At 54.2% G+C, this 16034-nt stretch carries 13 protein-coding genes and 1 pseudogene; 8 read left to right on the top strand and 6 right to left on the bottom strand.

Going from position 1 to position 16034, the window contains the following annotated elements:
* Nucleotides 1-21: 21 nt before the first annotated feature.
* The 5 genes from HP566_RS03715 to HP566_RS03695 form a co-directional block, all read right to left on the bottom strand.
* Nucleotides 22-1332 (bottom strand): short-chain fatty acid transporter, encoded by a 1311-nt coding sequence (locus tag HP566_RS03715; RefSeq protein WP_249975917.1) that lies wholly within the window; start codon nucleotides 1330-1332, stop codon nucleotides 22-24.
* A gap of 149 nt (nucleotides 1333-1481) precedes the next feature.
* Nucleotides 1482-2789, bottom strand: a complete 1308-nt coding sequence (locus tag HP566_RS03710; protein WP_249975916.1) for an MATE family efflux transporter — start codon at nucleotides 2787-2789, stop codon at nucleotides 1482-1484.
* 12 nt (nucleotides 2790-2801) lie between these two features.
* The gene (locus HP566_RS03705) at nucleotides 2802-3050 is read right to left on the bottom strand and encodes a YfhL family 4Fe-4S dicluster ferredoxin (protein WP_039182874.1); all 249 of its coding nucleotides are present in this window, start codon (nucleotides 3048-3050) and stop codon (nucleotides 2802-2804) included.
* Nucleotides 3051-3126: 76 nt separating this feature from the next.
* Nucleotides 3127-3621, bottom strand: coding sequence for a pantetheine-phosphate adenylyltransferase (coaD, locus tag HP566_RS03700; RefSeq protein WP_249975915.1), 495 nt, complete (start codon nucleotides 3619-3621; stop codon nucleotides 3127-3129).
* Nucleotides 3621-5501, bottom strand: coding sequence for a beta-ketoacyl synthase (locus HP566_RS03695; protein ID WP_249975960.1), 1881 nt, complete (start codon nucleotides 5499-5501; stop codon nucleotides 3621-3623). Before HP566_RS03695 ends, coaD begins: the two co-directional genes overlap by 1 nt.
* Before the next feature lie 210 nt (nucleotides 5502-5711).
* Here HP566_RS03695 and trmB point away from each other — a divergent pair, with 210 nt between their 5' ends.
* The 5 genes from trmB to HP566_RS03670 all read left to right on the top strand — a co-directional run bounded on the left by trmB (nucleotide 5712) and on the right by HP566_RS03670 (nucleotide 12305).
* Entirely contained in the window at nucleotides 5712-6377 is a 666-nt protein-coding gene (trmB, locus tag HP566_RS03690) for a tRNA (guanine(46)-N(7))-methyltransferase TrmB (protein ID WP_249975914.1), read from the top strand.
* The gene (gene dacB / locus HP566_RS03685) at nucleotides 6374-7852 is read left to right on the top strand and encodes a D-alanyl-D-alanine carboxypeptidase/D-alanyl-D-alanine endopeptidase (protein ID WP_249975913.1); all 1479 of its coding nucleotides are present in this window, start codon (nucleotides 6374-6376) and stop codon (nucleotides 7850-7852) included. Before trmB ends, dacB begins: the two co-directional genes overlap by 4 nt.
* Before the next feature lie 31 nt (nucleotides 7853-7883).
* Entirely contained in the window at nucleotides 7884-8255 is a 372-nt protein-coding gene (locus HP566_RS03680) for a diacylglycerol kinase (protein ID WP_249975912.1), read from the top strand.
* A 68-nt stretch (nucleotides 8256-8323) separates the two neighbouring features.
* A complete protein-coding gene (gene glnE, locus HP566_RS03675; protein ID WP_249975911.1) occupies nucleotides 8324-11293 on the top strand; it encodes a bifunctional [glutamate--ammonia ligase]-adenylyl-L-tyrosine phosphorylase/[glutamate--ammonia-ligase] adenylyltransferase in 2970 nt (989 codons plus the stop codon).
* 118 nt (nucleotides 11294-11411) lie between these two features.
* Nucleotides 11412-12305, top strand: coding sequence for an AEC family transporter (locus HP566_RS03670; RefSeq protein ID WP_249975910.1), 894 nt, complete (start codon nucleotides 11412-11414; stop codon nucleotides 12303-12305).
* A 63-nt stretch (nucleotides 12306-12368) separates the two neighbouring features.
* On the opposite strand, the gene HP566_RS03665 is transcribed toward HP566_RS03670, so the two are convergent.
* Nucleotides 12369-12725: a hypothetical protein gene (locus HP566_RS03665; protein WP_249975909.1), complete on the bottom strand. Its 357-nt coding sequence runs from the start codon at nucleotides 12723-12725 to the stop codon at nucleotides 12369-12371.
* A gap of 159 nt (nucleotides 12726-12884) precedes the next feature.
* Here HP566_RS03665 and HP566_RS03660 point away from each other — a divergent pair, with 159 nt between their 5' ends.
* The 3 genes and pseudogenes from HP566_RS03660 to HP566_RS03650 all read left to right on the top strand — a co-directional run bounded on the left by HP566_RS03660 (nucleotide 12885) and on the right by HP566_RS03650 (nucleotide 16006).
* Nucleotides 12885-13910 carry a PDC sensor domain-containing protein gene (locus HP566_RS03660; protein WP_284041298.1) on the top strand — a complete coding sequence of 342 codons (1026 nt, stop codon included), beginning with the start codon at nucleotides 12885-12887 and terminating at the stop codon, nucleotides 13908-13910.
* Between the two features lie 248 nt (nucleotides 13911-14158).
* Nucleotides 14159-15782: pseudogene (locus HP566_RS03655) on the top strand (BCCT family transporter).
* A 53-nt stretch (nucleotides 15783-15835) separates the two neighbouring features.
* Nucleotides 15836-16006 (top strand): hypothetical protein, encoded by a 171-nt coding sequence (locus HP566_RS03650; protein ID WP_249975963.1) that lies wholly within the window; start codon nucleotides 15836-15838, stop codon nucleotides 16004-16006.
* Nucleotides 16007-16034: the final 28 nt, after the last annotated feature.

Below are 16034 nucleotides of genomic sequence, written 5' to 3'. Positions count from 1 at the left end.
TGTAGTCAGGCGGTTAAAGCTCTAAAACCACACGAGTCCAATAGAGATGATGGCACCGGTAATAAACAGCTGGATTAAACAGAAGCCCATAATGTCTTTGGCTTTGAGCCCTGCGATAGCGAGCACCGGCAATGCCCAGAAGGGCTGCAACAGGTTGGTCCAGGCATCGCCCCAGGCAACCGCCATGGAAACCCGGGCTATATCAGCACCCAGCGCTTCAGCGGCAGGCAGCATCACGGGAGCCTGAACTGCCCACTGGCCGCCACCGGAAGGTACAAACAAGTTAACAATGCCAGCGCTGATAAAGGACCAGAACGGCAGTGAGGTGGCAGTCGCAAACGATACCAGCCACTCCGACATGCTTTGTGCCAAACCCGACTGGACCATAATGGCCATAATGCCAGCGTAGAAGGGGAACTGGATAACGATTCCTGCCCCGCCTTTAATCGCCTCATTAAGGCTATTCAGCAGGTTTCGTGGCGTGCGGTGCAGCACAATGGCCAGGAACAGGAACAGAAAGTTGACCACATTCAGGTTCAGGCTACCGCCGCGCAGCAGGAAGTGATCAAGTAGGAATAACAGCCCCGGTACGCCAACCATTAGGGCCAACGGCATGCTGTTTTCCAGTTTTTCCGCTGGGCGGGTCACACGCCCTTGTGGTTCCGGCTCATCGTCAAGGAGTTTAGGATCCACATAAACGCTGTCTTTTTCATCAGGCAGCATCATGCGGTTGACCAGGGGGACGGCGATAAACAAACAGACCACGATCGCCAAATTAAAGAAGGCAAAGATGGTAGAACCCGTGCTGATTACACCGATCTGATCAGCAGCGAAGTGGCCTTCCGTCGCAATGGTCAATGGAACTGAGCCTGCCAAGCCGCCATGCCATACTACAAAGCCTGAATAGGCGCTGGCCACCAGCAAGCGGTAATCGACCCTGATCAGGCGTGCCAGCTCTTTGGCAAACAGGGCACCTACGACCAGGCCAAACCCCCAGTTGATCCAGCTTGCGGTTAAGGAAACCAGAGTGACAAGAATAATAGCGCCACCTGGGCTTTTCGCGGTACTGGCAATTTTTTGCAGAATACTTTTTACTGGCGGAGAACTGGCCAGCATAAAGCCAGTGACCAGCACCAGTAGCATTTGCATGGAGAAGGTGAGCAGGCCCCAAAAGCCATCCCCCCACATGCGTAGTACCGCAAGAGGCGTTTGGCGCTCTACGGCGATGGCGGCAACTGCCGCGATGAGCGTCAATAGGAGCACAAAAATGTAGGGGTCTGGTAGGTAGCGCTCAACCAGCTTAACCGCTGGTCTGGATATGAGTTTTAGCATGAAATGCTCACTTTATTCGTTATTAGGAAGTGCGTCGCTAATATACGGGGACGCGCCGTATATTTCATCTCTCATGGGATGACTTATCCAGCTGCCTACCTGTACGTTAGCGCAGTTGGAAAAGGGCGAACGTTTTAGACTTCAACGCTCTATTGGTTTGGGGGGGTAGCGTGCCAGCGGGTATGCCGGTAGTGGCGGTAGTAACCGATGAGCACGGCGGAGCGTGCTAAAGTGAAGAGTGTAAAGGCTAACCACAACCCATGGTTGCCAAGGCCCTGAGTTAGCCACCAGGAGGGTAAATAAACTGCCAGGCCAACAAAGATGCTGTTGCGCATTTCACGAATGGCAGTGGTGCCGATAAACACACCGTCGAAGAGATAGCTCCACACGGCAATCAGCGGCATGACCACCATCCAGGGCAGATAGCTGGCAGCAGTACTGCGGACCTCGTCAAGACTAGTGAGTAGTGCAATAAGGTAGTGGCCGCCTAATGCGAATACCAGCGCAGCCGCCGCGGCCGTCCAGAACGAAAACCGGGCGGCGGCATGTATCATCTCTGCAAACTCGCGCCAGTCACGTCGGCCATAGGCTCTGCCCACCAGGGATTCTGCGGCATGGGCAAAACCATCCAGCGCATAACTGGTGAGCATAATAAATTGAAGCAGGACGGCGTTTGCGGCCAATATGGTGTCGCCCTGGCGGGCCCCCTGAGCGGTGAAGAAAGCCATGACGAACAGTAGGCCCATGGTACGCACAAAGAGGTTGGCATTGACATTAAACAGAGCGGTATAGGCGGATAGCACCAGCAGGCGCTGGCGCTGAAAACAGCCGTCCAGCCGACCCAACTGGCGCAGCACCAGGTAGCCGCCAAAGGCACATGCAGTGTAATCCGCGATAACACTTGCCAAGGCAACACCGTTGCTGGTCATGCCAAACCCGATCACAAACCACAGATCAAGCACGATATTGACGCTGTTGGTCAGCATCAGAATCATCAGGGTAACGCGGGAGTTTTGCTGGCCCAGGAACCAGCCCAGAATGGCATAGTTAGCAAGTACTGCCGGGGCGGACCAGAGCCTGATCTCCGCATACTCCCGGGCCAGTGGTGTTGCTAGCTCACTACCATCCAGCAACCTTAACCCCAGCGAAATCAGTGGCGAGCCAAACACAATCAGCAGCGTGCCAATAATGCCCGCCATAATCAGCGACTGCCCCAGCAGGTTACGCACGTCGCTACTGTTGTCGCGTCCTATGGCCTGGGCCACCAGCCCAGTGGTACCCATGCGTAGAAAGCCAAAGCCCCAATAGAGAAAGCTGAATAGCGTAGCACCTAGTGTGACTGCCGCGAGATAGCGTGAGTCAGGTAGATGGCCGACCACGGCAGTATCCACCAGCCCCAGCAAGGGGACAGTGATATTAGACAGAATAATTGGCCAGGCAAGAGCCCAAATACGCACGCTGTAGTGGCGCTATGCAGCAGTAATAATGCGGTACTTCTCCATCAGCTGCTCTTGGGTTTCGGGGCGTTCCGGGTCCAGGGGTATACAGTCCACTGGGCAAACCTGCTGGCATTGGGGCTCATCAAAGTGCCCAACGCATTCGGTACACAGATTTGGATTGATCACGTAAATCTCCTCTCCGGGAGAGATCGCGTCGTTGGGGCATTCGGGTTCGCAGACGTCGCAGTTAATGCATTCGTCGGTGATCATCAGGGCCATGGGCATACCTCACGAATGGCTGGCTCACCCGGATACCCGCTGGATACCCGAGTGTTTTACTCAACAATGTCGATGGCTACGTATTGTAGTGCTTACGCAGCGCCTCTGCGACCTGTGGGTGAACAAGAGGGGAAATATCACCACCAAGCTTGGCAATTTCTCGCACAATGGTTGAGGAAATATAGGAATTTTCCACCGCAGGGGTAAGGAAAACGCTTTCAAGCTCGGGATTTTGAGCGCGATTCATGTTAGCCAACTGCAGTTCGTACTCAAAGTCTGAGACTGCACGCAGGCCACGCAGAATAATAGTGGCGCCCTGTTCGTGCATCATGGTGGTCAATAGGGTGGCAAAGCCGATGACCTCTACGTTGGGTAACGAAGCACAAACGGCTTTGGCCAAGGTCGTGCGAGTCTCCAGCGAAAGGCTGGGGCGCTTGCCTGGGCTGGCGGCCACCGCGATGACGACCTTGTCGAACATTCTTGCGCCGCGTTCAATCAGATCAAAGTGCCCATTGGTAATCGGATCGAAAGTGCCTGGGTAGACCGCGATATTAATGCGATGGGCACACATCAAAAGGTCTCCTCATCAAGCTGACCATATGGGTTATCGCTGGTAAGCGATACGGCGTGCTCGTAGCCGGGAATGTGAATGCGGTCGGCATGGATCTCAAGCTCTGGGCCTTCCAGAACCGCCTCGCCAAACTGGTAGCGCGGCTTATAGTGACCGTGGTCTGCCTGAGCCAGGTATGCCGCTGCGTTGGCCCTCACTGCTTCGCGCCGCGCTTTCCAGGCGTTAATGGCTGCAGTACCGTGGCGCTTGGCTAACAGCCGTTCAGTCACATCGGGAGACAGCACCACGCCAGTGGCATTATTGCCGCCAAACCCTTTGGCATTAATAAACGCAGCATCCGCTTTAAACAGCTGTGGCGTGGTAAACAGGCGCAGCCGGTTGGCATAGACATCATCTGCGACTGCATCCAGGGTTGGAATGCCCGGTAGTAAACCATGGGCAAAGCTGCCTAGCGCGCTGGCGAGCTGGTCACCCGCAGCAGAGCCCTGGGAGTGACCAATAAAGGCCTTAATCGCCACTACCGGCCAATCATTGATGCTGTTTGCACGGGCAATTTCATCAAAGACATGGGATTCGGTAATGCGGTTTTTGGGCGTACTGGTGCCATGGGCATGCAGGAATGTCCGCTCCTTTAGCGCTTTCTCACCAAGCATCCCACGCACCAGCGAGGCCGCTTTACCCAGCGTAATATAGTTACCGATACCGGGAGCGGAAATAGAGCGTTTGAAACCATCCGCATTAACAAAAACATCGGGTACTGCGCCTAGAATATCCGCGCCTAGCTCCAGCGCCAGAGCGTCGTCCATCAGCAGCACAAACTGGCTCGCCTCCGCCATGGTAAAACCACAGTTGCGGGCAAATGGGCGGCAGGCGCGTTGATAGTCGGCATCGGTCAGCAGTTCAAGGGCATCCAGAGCCTTTAAGCTGGCATCATCTGCCAGCGCACCCATGGCGCGAAAGCCTTCAATAATTTCGGGGGTAATCGGGGCATCGGCTGTGCCTACCATCACCACGCGGCAGCGACCCGAGCGGATATCATCAATGCCCAGGCGCAGGTTATATAAAAAGCTGGCGCAAGCCCCTAGCGCCGCCCCTGTGCTGCCCACGCTGCCCAGCACATAGGCATTAAGGAAATCGGCAGGCATCTGCCCATAGCCAAGCGGCATCTGCTTGGAGGTGGCGCGCTGGCCACTCACCAAACTTTTTAACAGGCCTCCCCAGCCCTGGTCATCCAACTGGCCAATCGAATTGCCTGCATAGACGGCAATATGGTCCGGGTTAAGCTGCTGGCGAAGGGACTCCCATGAAAGCCCGCTGGCTCCCAGGCAATCGCTAGCGGCGAAGATGGCCATGGATAGCCCACGGGGATGGTGTACGCTACGGTAGAGACTTGCCGGATCAAATCCGCTGGGTAGCTGTGCCGCTGCGCGGACTTTGGGCTCATGAGCATCCGGCAGCAGGACATCCAGCGTCCCCGCAGGTACAGTCACCTCGACTTCACGCGCATCGATATCCCTTACCTGCCAATTAGCTGGAATCTGCTCGGGCAGTTGGCGGCGGCGCAGCGTGAAGTGCAGCGGTTCTGCCAGTGCCATATTGGCCTGACGATTGGCTGGTAGGCCCGGTGCGAGAAAACGCGGATCTTCATTGCGACGAATCAGCGTGTGATTAAGCACCTGGTCGCGTAGCGTCTGAGCAGGGGAGTCCAGGGGCTGGCCTGCACTATCGTGCCACCCTTTTTCGGAGTGCTCGGCAAGGCGCATAAGCGCTGCCAAGCCTTCCAGTGTTTGGCGCTGTTGGTCAGCAGGAAGAGCATCAAGCACGGTGCGGCGGAAGGCCTGGTGGCCCGAGGTTCTGCCGGCGGGATTGATGCCGCCCATGCCGACAATCACCGGTAAGTGTGACAAGCCGGGTTCCTCGTGGTGCGGTGGTTTGTAGTAACAGTTATTGGCAGATACATGGTGAATTGCATTACTCATCTGCACTTAATAGATATCTCGAGCGTGATCATAGCACCGGGTATGCAACGGCGTCATGCCGGACACGCGGGAGACTGGTAGAATCACGCCTTTTTTCTAGCAGGGGATGGCATGCAGCATAATTCTCGACAGGTGGTTTCCAACCAGCCAGGCCCTCACCACGATGTGGAACGAAGAGTGGCACGTGCATTAGCGCATCCGCTGCGCAAACCGATTGCCGATCATACCCTGCAGGCATTTAAGCAGGCCAATGCATGGTATCAACAGCGCCAGGCGCCCCTTATTCTGGACGCAGGCTGCGGAGTGGGGCTTTCGACCCGCCGTTTGGCCGAGCAGTTCCCTGAACATTCGGTAATTGGGGTTGACCGTAGTGCAGAGCGCCTGGGGAAGGATCACGGAAAACTGCCCGACAATGCGCTGTTGATACGGGCGGATCTAGTGGATTTTTGGCGTTTGGCAGAGCAGGCAGGCTGGGGGCTGGAACGCCACTACTTGTTGTATCCCAATCCTTATCCCAAGGCGGGACATCTTAAAATGCGCTGGCATGGACACCCTGTTTTCCCCACACTGCTGGCGTTGGGCGGGCGGCTGGAAGTGCGTTCCAACTGGCAGCTATACGTGGAAGAGTTTGCGTATGCGCTAGCCCTGGTGACAGGCAAGCAAGCAGAGGTGGTCACATTTTCACCTGGTGATGACTATTTGACGCCCTTTGAAGCAAAATATGATCAAAGTGGCCAAACGTTGTGGCGTTTATGCATTGAACTGGAGCGAACATGACGCACTTCTTCAAATTCCCCGTAGGTTTGTTGCGTGGTGCCTTTGTGTTTTGTGTGGCCACCGCCACGTTGTGTGTAAGTTCGGCCCTATTTGCCGACTTTAGCCGCTTGGGCCAGCTGCAAAATAAAGGCTTTTCCATTAGTGCCGAGGCGCGTTTGTTGGATGCTGATACCGGCAGCAACGCTTTGCTGGGTAGCCTTAACCCTGATAGCCAGCTATCGCCCGCATCCGTTACCAAAGCGTATCTGGCTGCGGCTGTGCTCCGTCGTTTTGGGCCTCAACATCGCTTTACCAGCCAGTTGGTTAGTACCGGCAGTATTGATAATGGGGTGTTACGCGGTGATCTGGTCTTCGAAGGTGGTGGGGATCCAGGGCTAACGACAGAAGATTTGTGGCGCCTGGCGCAGCGTCTGCAACTGGCTGGCGTACAAGAGGTGGATGGTGCTTTGGTGGTTAGCCAGTGGCGCTTTGGCCCTGTTGAGTGTATTACCACTGACCGTTGCAATGCCCGCACCCGGGTGACCAATACCTACAGTGCACCGCTAACCTCGGCTGGGGTGAATTTCGGTGCCTGGTGCGTCAACGTGGCACCCGCCGTAACGCCCGGTGAACCCGCCCGTGTGGGGCTGTGCGATAGTCAGCAGCCATTGATTAATATTGATAACCAAGTCGTTACCCGCCCCGCGAACAGCGGCACGGAAATCAGCGCCGAGCGCATTACCGACGAGCGGGGGGATGTGATGCGTCTTAGTGGTCAGATTTCCACCAATGCAACTGCCAGGGATATTTATCGTGGGGCAGGGGATGCCGCAGAAAAAACCGCCCAGGTACTGCTCAGCATGTTGAACCAGGCAGGCATAATCGTGCGTGACCCCTGGCGCGTCAGCTCCACGCGCCCCCCCAGTAATGCTCAACGTTTGGCCGCTGTAGACAGTCAACCACTGCAGGAACTGTTGCTGCGTACCATGAATTACTCCAATAACTATATGGCTGACGTATTAGCGCTTAATCTGGTGGAAACACCGCAGGCGCAACTGCGTCAGGCTGGCCAGGCGATTGAAGCTTATGTTCAGAGTCTGCCGGGGCATGGGCCGGTTACGTTACATAGCGGTAGTGGGCTAACCACGGATAATCGCACCTCGGCGCATGGTGTAAACGTTATGCTGGAGGACATGTTTCGCCAAAGTGCGCTTTTTCCAAGCTACGTGGCATCTTTTCAGTCGCCCGCCAACGGGGTGATGCGTTTTATCCGTCGGGGTTCGCCCACGTTTCAGAACCATGTCATGCTGAAAACCGGTACCTTGAATCAGCCGTTTGCTGTGCGTGCCGCGGCGGGGTACTTCCGAACTGCCCAGGGGCGCTGGGGGGTGTTTACTGTTCTGGTCAACGGTAGCGGCAGTACGCCATACCTTAGCTGGCCTGAAGTGCTTGACCCGCTATCGCTGGATTTGGACGAGATGATACTGGCTAATTAACGACTTACTATTCGCAGAATGGGCAACGTGCATGAAGTCAAGGCATACAGGGATAACGCATCTGGTGCACTCCACGCGCTACTCGTGGAAAGGGCTGAAAGCTGCATTTAGAAATGAGACGGCTTTTCGTCAGGAAGTGGTGATCGCAGCGATCATGCTACCCTTGGCCTGGTGGATCGCTGACACGCCGATAAGCTGGTTGGTATTGGTTGGCAGCCTGTTTCTGGTGCTCATTGTGGAGCTGCTTAACAGTGCTATTGAAAACGTTGTGGATCGTATCGGTACTGAGCACCACGAGCTTTCCGGGCGGGCAAAAGATATTGGATCGGCGGCAGTTATGCTGTCGCTGATTATGGCTGGCCTGACATGGGGGCTACTAGCCTGGCAAAAATTCTTTGGCTAAGTGTTCAGCCACCTTTAAACAGCACCGGCTCTTAACAGCTACGCAACGTGCTTGGTAGTGAGGTGATGATGCAATTGAACGATACGTTTTTACCCAGCGCGACACTGCCTCCGGTGTTGGTGCCTGTTACGCAGAAGGCTTGGCAGCGTCTAAGTGATGCGCTTGAGCAAGCCGATAATATTGCGTCGATGACAAACCAATCGCTGCCCTCTAACAGTTGGGAGGCACTTTCTGAAGTGCGCCGGGAGGCGTTAGCCAGGGTACTTGCTGTATCGACCTTTGCTCTGGATACGTTAACGCGTTTTCCTCACTGGCTGGTAGAGCTTGATGTTGCAGGTGAGCTTGACGCCACGCCCGCCAAGGATGAACAGGTGTGCTGGTTGCAGGAGGCGCTTGAAGACGCTGATGAGGAAGAGGCGATGCAGCGGATTATCCGTCGCTTTCGCCGTGCCCGCATGCTGGGCATCGTATGGCGCGACCTTAACCGTCCCCCAGGTTACACCATGTGGGATACCGCCCAGGCGGTGACATGGCTGGCCGAAGTATGTATCGAGGTAGCGCTAGACTGGCTGGAACGCTTTTATGCTCCTCGCTGGGGAACACCAGCGACCCGCTATGATGGTTCCCCCCAGCGTTTGGTGGTGCTGGGAATGGGTAAGTTGGGAGCGGGCGAGCTTAATCTTTCGTCGGACATTGACCTGATTTTTGCATTCCCGGAAAAGGGGGAGACCGAAGGGGGGCGTAAACCCCTTGAGCATCAGGAGTACTATACCAAGCTGGGACAGCGATTGATTGCAGCGCTGGATGCCATGACCGCCGACGGTTTTGCATTTCGCGTGGATATGCGATTACGCCCACTAGGGGATGGTGGCCCACTGGTAGGCAGTTTCTCAATGCTTTCCAGCTACTATCAGGATCAGGGCCGGGAGTGGGAGCGTTACGCGATGCTAAAGGCGCGCCCGGTTGCCGGTGATCTGGATGCCGGGTATGAATTGCTCGCAAGCTTAAAGCCCTTTGTTTATCGCCGTTACCTGGATTTTGGGGCTATTGAGTCGCTGCGTGAGCTTAAGGCGATGATCAACCGGGAAGTCAAACGTAAAGGCATGCTGAGCAATATAAAGCTGGGCCCTGGAGGCATTCGCGAGGTTGAGTTCGTCGTACAGGCATTTCAACTGATCCGCGGAGGACGTGATACCGAACTCCAGGTAACCTCACTGCACACTGCCCTAAACCGGTTACCCGCGCTGGGCCTGCTACCCCAAACCATCGTGGATGAGCTATTGCCGGATTACGCCTTCTTACGTGATGTTGAGCACGCCCTGCAAACCCTGGAAGACCGTCAGACCCAAACACTGCCAACCGATGATATCGACCGGGAACGGGTAGCCTTTGCCATGGGCCACGAGGACTGGCCTGCCTTGGTGGCGCAGCTGGATGAAGTGCGCCAAAGGGTACGACAGCACTTTGATGCGGTGATCTCCGACCCTGAAGAGGATGTTGAAGAAGCTAACGACGATGCATGTCTTGGCTTGGCCGAGTGGCGCTTACTGTGGCGCGGTGAGCTGGAGCAGGAAGAGGCTCTGAATCATTTGGCTAATGCTGGTTTTCATGAGCCGGAGAAAGCACTGAAACGGCTGTATAGCCTCTATCACTCCCGCCAGGTACAAAGCATGCAGCGGATTGGCTATGAGCGGCTGGATGCATTGATGCCGCTATTACTTGATGCTACCGCAGAAAATGAGACACCCGATACTGCCCTTGCCAGGGTACAGCCACTGATAGAATCAGTGCTGCGTCGTACCGCTTACCTCGCGTTACTGCGTGAGAACCCCCATGCTCTTGAGCACCTTATGCGGCTTTGCTCGGCCAGTCCATGGATTGCCGAGCAACTGGCACGCTACCCGATTCTGCTGGACGAACTACTAACGCCCGAAACGCTATATACACCCGCAGATAAGGCACGCCTTGCCGATGAATTGCGCCAAACCCTGAACCGTATACCGGAAGACGATGAAGAGGCACAATTGGAAGCCCTGCGGGTATTCAAGCATGCACAGATATTGCATGTCGCTGCGTCAGATGTTGCTGGTACACGCCATCTCATGAAGGTGAGCGATTACTTAACCTATATCGCGGAAGTCATCCTGGATGCCGTGCTGACCATGGCGTGGAAACATATCACCCGTAAACACGGTGTGCCGGAAGGGCTGAATGCCCAGGAACCGGCGTTTCTGATTATTGGCTACGGCAAGCTGGGTGGTATTGAACTTGGCTATAGCTCTGATTTGGATTTGGTGTTTCTTCACAACCATGACGGTAAAGGCAGCACCAACGGTCCCCGGCCATTGGATACCCCGGTGTTCTTTACCCGTTTGGGGCAACGCATTATTCACTTATTAACCGCTGTGACCCCGGCGGGCAGCCTGTATGAAGTAGATATGCGCCTGCGCCCGTCAGGCAATGCGGGTCTGCTGGTTACCTCGTTGGCGGCCTTTGAAGAGTATCAACGCCAAAGTGCCTGGACCTGGGAACATCAAGCCCTGGTACGTGCGCGTGTTGTGGCAGGTAATATAGCCCTCGCGGCCAGGTTTAACGAAATTCGTGGCGATATGCTGCGCCGTGAGCGTGACCCTCAAACGCTACGCGATGATGTGGTGAGCATGCGGCATAAGATGCGTGATCATCTGGGGACAAAAGGGCAGCATGATGACAGCCAGGGGGGGGCCTTTAACCTGAAACATGATGCGGGCGGCATGGTGGATATCGAGTTTCTCTGCCAGTACGCGGTACTGGCACTGGCGCATAAAACGCCAGCTCTCATTACCCATAGCGATAATATCCGTATTTTGGAAACGCTCGCCGAGAGTGGTCATATCCGCCAGGCAGAAGCAGCGCAACTGCGAGAAGCTTACCTTGCCTACCGAAGCCGTACCCATCGTGCCGCGTTAACGGGGGGGAAAGCGAGTGTGAATGCAGCAGAGTTTCAGGCGCATCGTGACATTGTCATAGCACTTTGGCAGCGTTTTGTTGAACCGTGATTGGCGGGCAAATGCTTTTTAAGTAGCATCAGCAGGCAGTATAGCCTGATAACAAAAAGGAACTGAGAGCGATGCTGGCACTGTATGACAATGGATCACGCCCCTGGGCGGCAAGTGTATGACCGGGCATATCCTGGCGACATTGCTACCGGTCTTTTTAATTGCTGGGTGTGGAGCGGTTTACGGGCGATACCGGAAGCCGGATATCCGTAGCCTGAACACACTTAATATGGAGCTTTTTGTACCGTTGCTGGTGTTTGCGGTACTGGCTGACCGCCAGGCGCCACTGGTGGATTATGCCTGGCTTGCCACGGCGGCAGTGGCGGTGGTTTTGGGTTCCGGGCTGGTATTATGGCCAGTGGCTAAATGGCTGTCGCTTGATATAAAGGTATTCCTGCCGCCAATGATGTTTAACAACTCAGGCAATATGGGAGTGCCTTTACTGGTCCTTGCTTTTGGGCCAGAGGTGCTACCGGCGGCGGTGGTGGTATTTATTATTGAAATGTTGCTGCATTTCTCAGTAGGTCTCTACCTGTTGGACCCCAAGACCTCGCTATGGCGGATGCTGCGTATGCCGATTGTAGCGGCGAGTCTTACGGGATTAGCGGTCAATGTAGGCGAGGTGCCGCTACCCGGCTGGCTGCTAGAGGCAATGCATATGCTTGGGGGGATTTGTATCCCCCTGATGCTTTTCGCGCTGGGTGTCCGTTTGCTGGATATCGACTTTAGCGACTGGCGAACAGGATTGTTGGGAGCGGTGCTTTGCCCGCTTTCCGGGTTGGTCATCGCGCTACCGTTAATATGGGTACTGCCCTTAAACCCCCTGCAAACTGCGGTGTTGCTTGTGTTTGCTGCACTACCACCGGCAGTACTCAATTACTTGGTGGCTGAACAGTACAAGCTGGCGCCACAGAAGGTGGCATCGCTGGTACTTATTGGGAATTTGGGAAGCCTGGTGGTGATGCCATTAACATTGGCAGCCATATTTGTCTGGGTCCAGGCACCGCCTTGATGGCGGTGCCTGCGTAAACCAGTAATGCAATGACGAGATAACTAAGCTAACTGAAGGCAATAGTTAGGGGCGGTGTGTGTCGTCTTTAACTTCATAACTGCCTTCAAGCGCATCGTATTGATTAGCCTGCTGATGCGGTTTGGCGTAACCACCGCCGATATCCTGTGCTTGATCAGCACGCATCTGCTCCATGCGCTTTTTCATTTTATGGCGTACAAAGGGCATCATGGCCCAACCAACCAATAAGAAAAACAGACCGAGTACGACACCAACAATCATTAACACGCCAAACGCAAGCCAGGTAAGCAACAGCTTGAAGCTACCCATTAAACCGGTAGGCTGAGTTTGTGTTGCCCGGGCACGCCATTGATTAGCTGCCTGCCAGGCGGCATTGCGCTGGTCGCGATTCATCTGTGGCATAAAAGCCTCCATGATTGAATTGACACTCTTCTGAACATAGCCAATAGGATAAGTTCCACTGGCTTGGCGTATACCTTTGCTTGTTTGGCGTATATCTTGCTTGAATAGTAAGCGTTGGCTGATAGGTTTGTCAGCTGCCATGTCACCAAGAGGGCGTCTATGCAGGATAAAAATATTTTAGAACTCGCGTTTGATATTGCTACCATCACCCGGGAAAAAATCGGCATGATTGAGAAAATCATGCAGGAAACCGAGATCTTAGCGCTCAATGCTCGTATTGAAGCCGCACGTGCTGGCAGTAGCGGTGCGGCATTTGCAGTGGTTGCCCATGAGATGGGCCGGGTATCGGGAGGCATCAACGAGATTGCCCGAGACTTCCGGCAGCAGGTGGAGCAGCATACCGAGAGTATTGAAACGGTAGGCTCTACGATGATGAATGAATTCCGTGGCCAGCGTTTTACTGACATTGCGTTGAACGCCGTCGAAATTATTGATCGCAATTTATTTGAGCGCTCCTGTGACGTACGCTGGTGGGCGACGGATAGTGCGGTGGTCGAGGTGGCTGAGTCACCCAGTGAGCAGCGCTGCAGCCATGCCAGCTCACGGTTAGCCACCATTTTACGCTCGTATACCGTCTATTTGGATTTATGGGTGGCCGATGCGCAGGGTAATGTGATTGCCAACGGAAGGCCGGATCAGTACCCCGGCGTTAAGGGCATTAATGTGTCCGATACTGAGTGGTTTAAGCGTGCCATGAAAACTGCCAACGGTGATGAGTTTGTGGTCACCGATATTGAGCAAAACCCTGCGCTGAACGAGGCGGCGGTGGCGACTTACGCGACGGCGATCCGCCAGGGTGGCGAACGCGATGGCAGGACAACAGGTGTGTTGGGAATTTTCTTTGACTGGGCGCCACAGGCTCAAGACGTAGTGGAAGGTGTTGGGCTTACCGAGGAGGAGAGGGCGTTAAGCCGAGTGATGCTGTTAGATGCCTCTTACCGTGTTATTGCGGATACCCAGCCTGACAATATCGGCAGTACCTACCCATTACAGCGTAACAACGCTACACGCGGCTACTATCAGCATGAGGATAAATTGGTCAGCTTTGCAGAAACTCCCGGCTACGAAACCTACCAGGGGCTAGGGTGGCTTGGCGTCGTCGAGTACCATCTTGGCAGTAACTGAGCTATATCGGTAGTCAATAAGTTGGTACTTCTACGAGTGGTACATGCTGCTTTTTTGAACTCTGCTGGTACGTGTCTTATGAAACAGCCCGCCAAAGATTGCGGGCTGTTTTGCTACTTACCTACTGCTTAAGTAGTACTTTGCTAATGCAATTTTATACAACACTGTACGACAGGATACTGAGAGCGGTAGGCTATATAACATGTTGGCACGACGCGTTTAATAGCTACTTCTAACAGGATGGTTGTATGGCGGATCATGGAGGAAAGTCAGTGTTTATCGCATCAGCGGTAATCATTTTTGGCTTGGTGGTCACGGGAGCATTTTTTCCACAAAGTTTTGGTCAAGCGGCAGAAATGGCACTGGGTACCATAACGGAATTATTTGGCTGGTTTTATCTCATCTCTGTATTTGGTTTTGTTATCTTCCTGGTTGCACTGGCACTGAGTAAATATGGCAAAGTGCGTCTCGGGCCGCAGGACAGCACCCCAAGCTATAGCTTTTTCTCCTGGGTAAGTATGTTGTTGGCCGCCGGGTTTGGTGTGGGGTTGGTGTTTTATGGCATGGCTGAGCCTATGAGTCACTTCATCAACCCACCTTATGGAGATATGCCTGCGGAAACCGAAGCAGCTGCGCGTTATGCAATCCAGTACAGCTACTTTAACTGGGGCATTCACCAGTGGGCTGCTTTTTCCCTGGTTGGTTTAATCATTGCCTATTTTCAGTTTCGTAAGGGGCAGGCAGGGCTTGTCTCGTCAGTCCTTTCATCGGTGACGGCAAAAAACCCCCGCATCCGCCCCTATGCTTCATGGTTAGATGTCTTTGCAGTGGTCGCAACTGTGATGGGGGTTGCTACTTCATTAGGTTTGGGCGTTCTGCAGGTGAACGGCGGCCTTAATGCAGTGTTTGGTCTGCCGGAAAATGGTCTGTGGCAGTTTATTATTCTCTTTACCATGTTCTGTGCCTATATGGCGTCCACATGGTCAGGTCTTGATAAAGGCATCAAGCGATTATCCAACCTGAATATGGTGCTATGCATTGGCTTGATGGTGTATGTGCTGGTCACTGGCCCTACGATCGTAATTCTGGAAACCATTACGTTAGGGATTGGTGACTACTTACAGAACTTTATTGGTATGAGCCTGCGTATCTCGCCCTATAGTGATAATGAGTGGGCAAGCAGTTGGACGGTGTTCTATTGGGCCTGGGTAATCATGGTCACCTTTTGTAGGCACCTTTGTGGCCCGCGTATCGCGTGGACGAACTATTAAAGAGTATGTTTTTGGAGTTTTGCTGGTACCACCACTACTGGCCTGCCTATGGATTGGCGTGTTTGGTGGGGTTGCGCTTAATATGGAGCTAAATGGCGATAATGTAGGGCTGGCTGCCGCAACAGAGGCTGATATTACCGTTGCCCTGTTTGAGATGTTCGAGTTAATGCCATTCTCTGGTGCGTTATCGGTGGTGGCGATGATGCTGATCTTTATTTTCCTGGTGACGTCAGCAGACTCAGCATCGTATATCGTGGCGCAAATGACGGATAATGGTTCTATCAACCCTCCCCTGTACAAACGTGTGGTCTGGGGTGTGTTGATCGCCGCAATTTGCTTGACGCTGATTGCGGCGGGAGGCTTATCCGGCTTGCAGTCAGCCGCCGTGCTGTCAGCGTTACCGTTTACCTTTATTCTATATATGATGGTAATAGTATTGATACGCGAACTGCGTGCTGACCGTAAGGCATTGCTGACACAGCTATATCGTCGCCATGGTGAAACGCCGGTAGGTGCGGATGCATTTGAAGCAGAGCAATTGGGCGAAGAAGAGCGTTTACGGCGTACACCCAGTGTGGTCAATCGGCGTATTAATAGCTAAATAATAGCTAATCAGCTTCTGGTTGTAGGGGAGGGAGCGCACATGGAACCGGCGTGCTAATGGCTCGGCAGGGGCGTCACGGCGCGACACGACGGCAGCCCAAGACACGATGGCAGCCTAAAGGCGCGGTTTTTGACCGTTGGCTTGACCGTATCGTCACGATCGCCGTGGTGACGGCTATGGTGATTGGACTGTCAGCGGTGCTCGCGCACTGGCTGCTGTGAGATAATTCGTCTTCGCCTCTTGCTGCCG

The organism is Vreelandella olivaria, assembly GCF_023507745.1.
GTDB lineage: Bacteria > Pseudomonadota > Gammaproteobacteria > Pseudomonadales > Halomonadaceae > Vreelandella > Vreelandella olivaria_A.
This window is presented reverse-complemented; position numbering and strand designations above follow the sequence as displayed.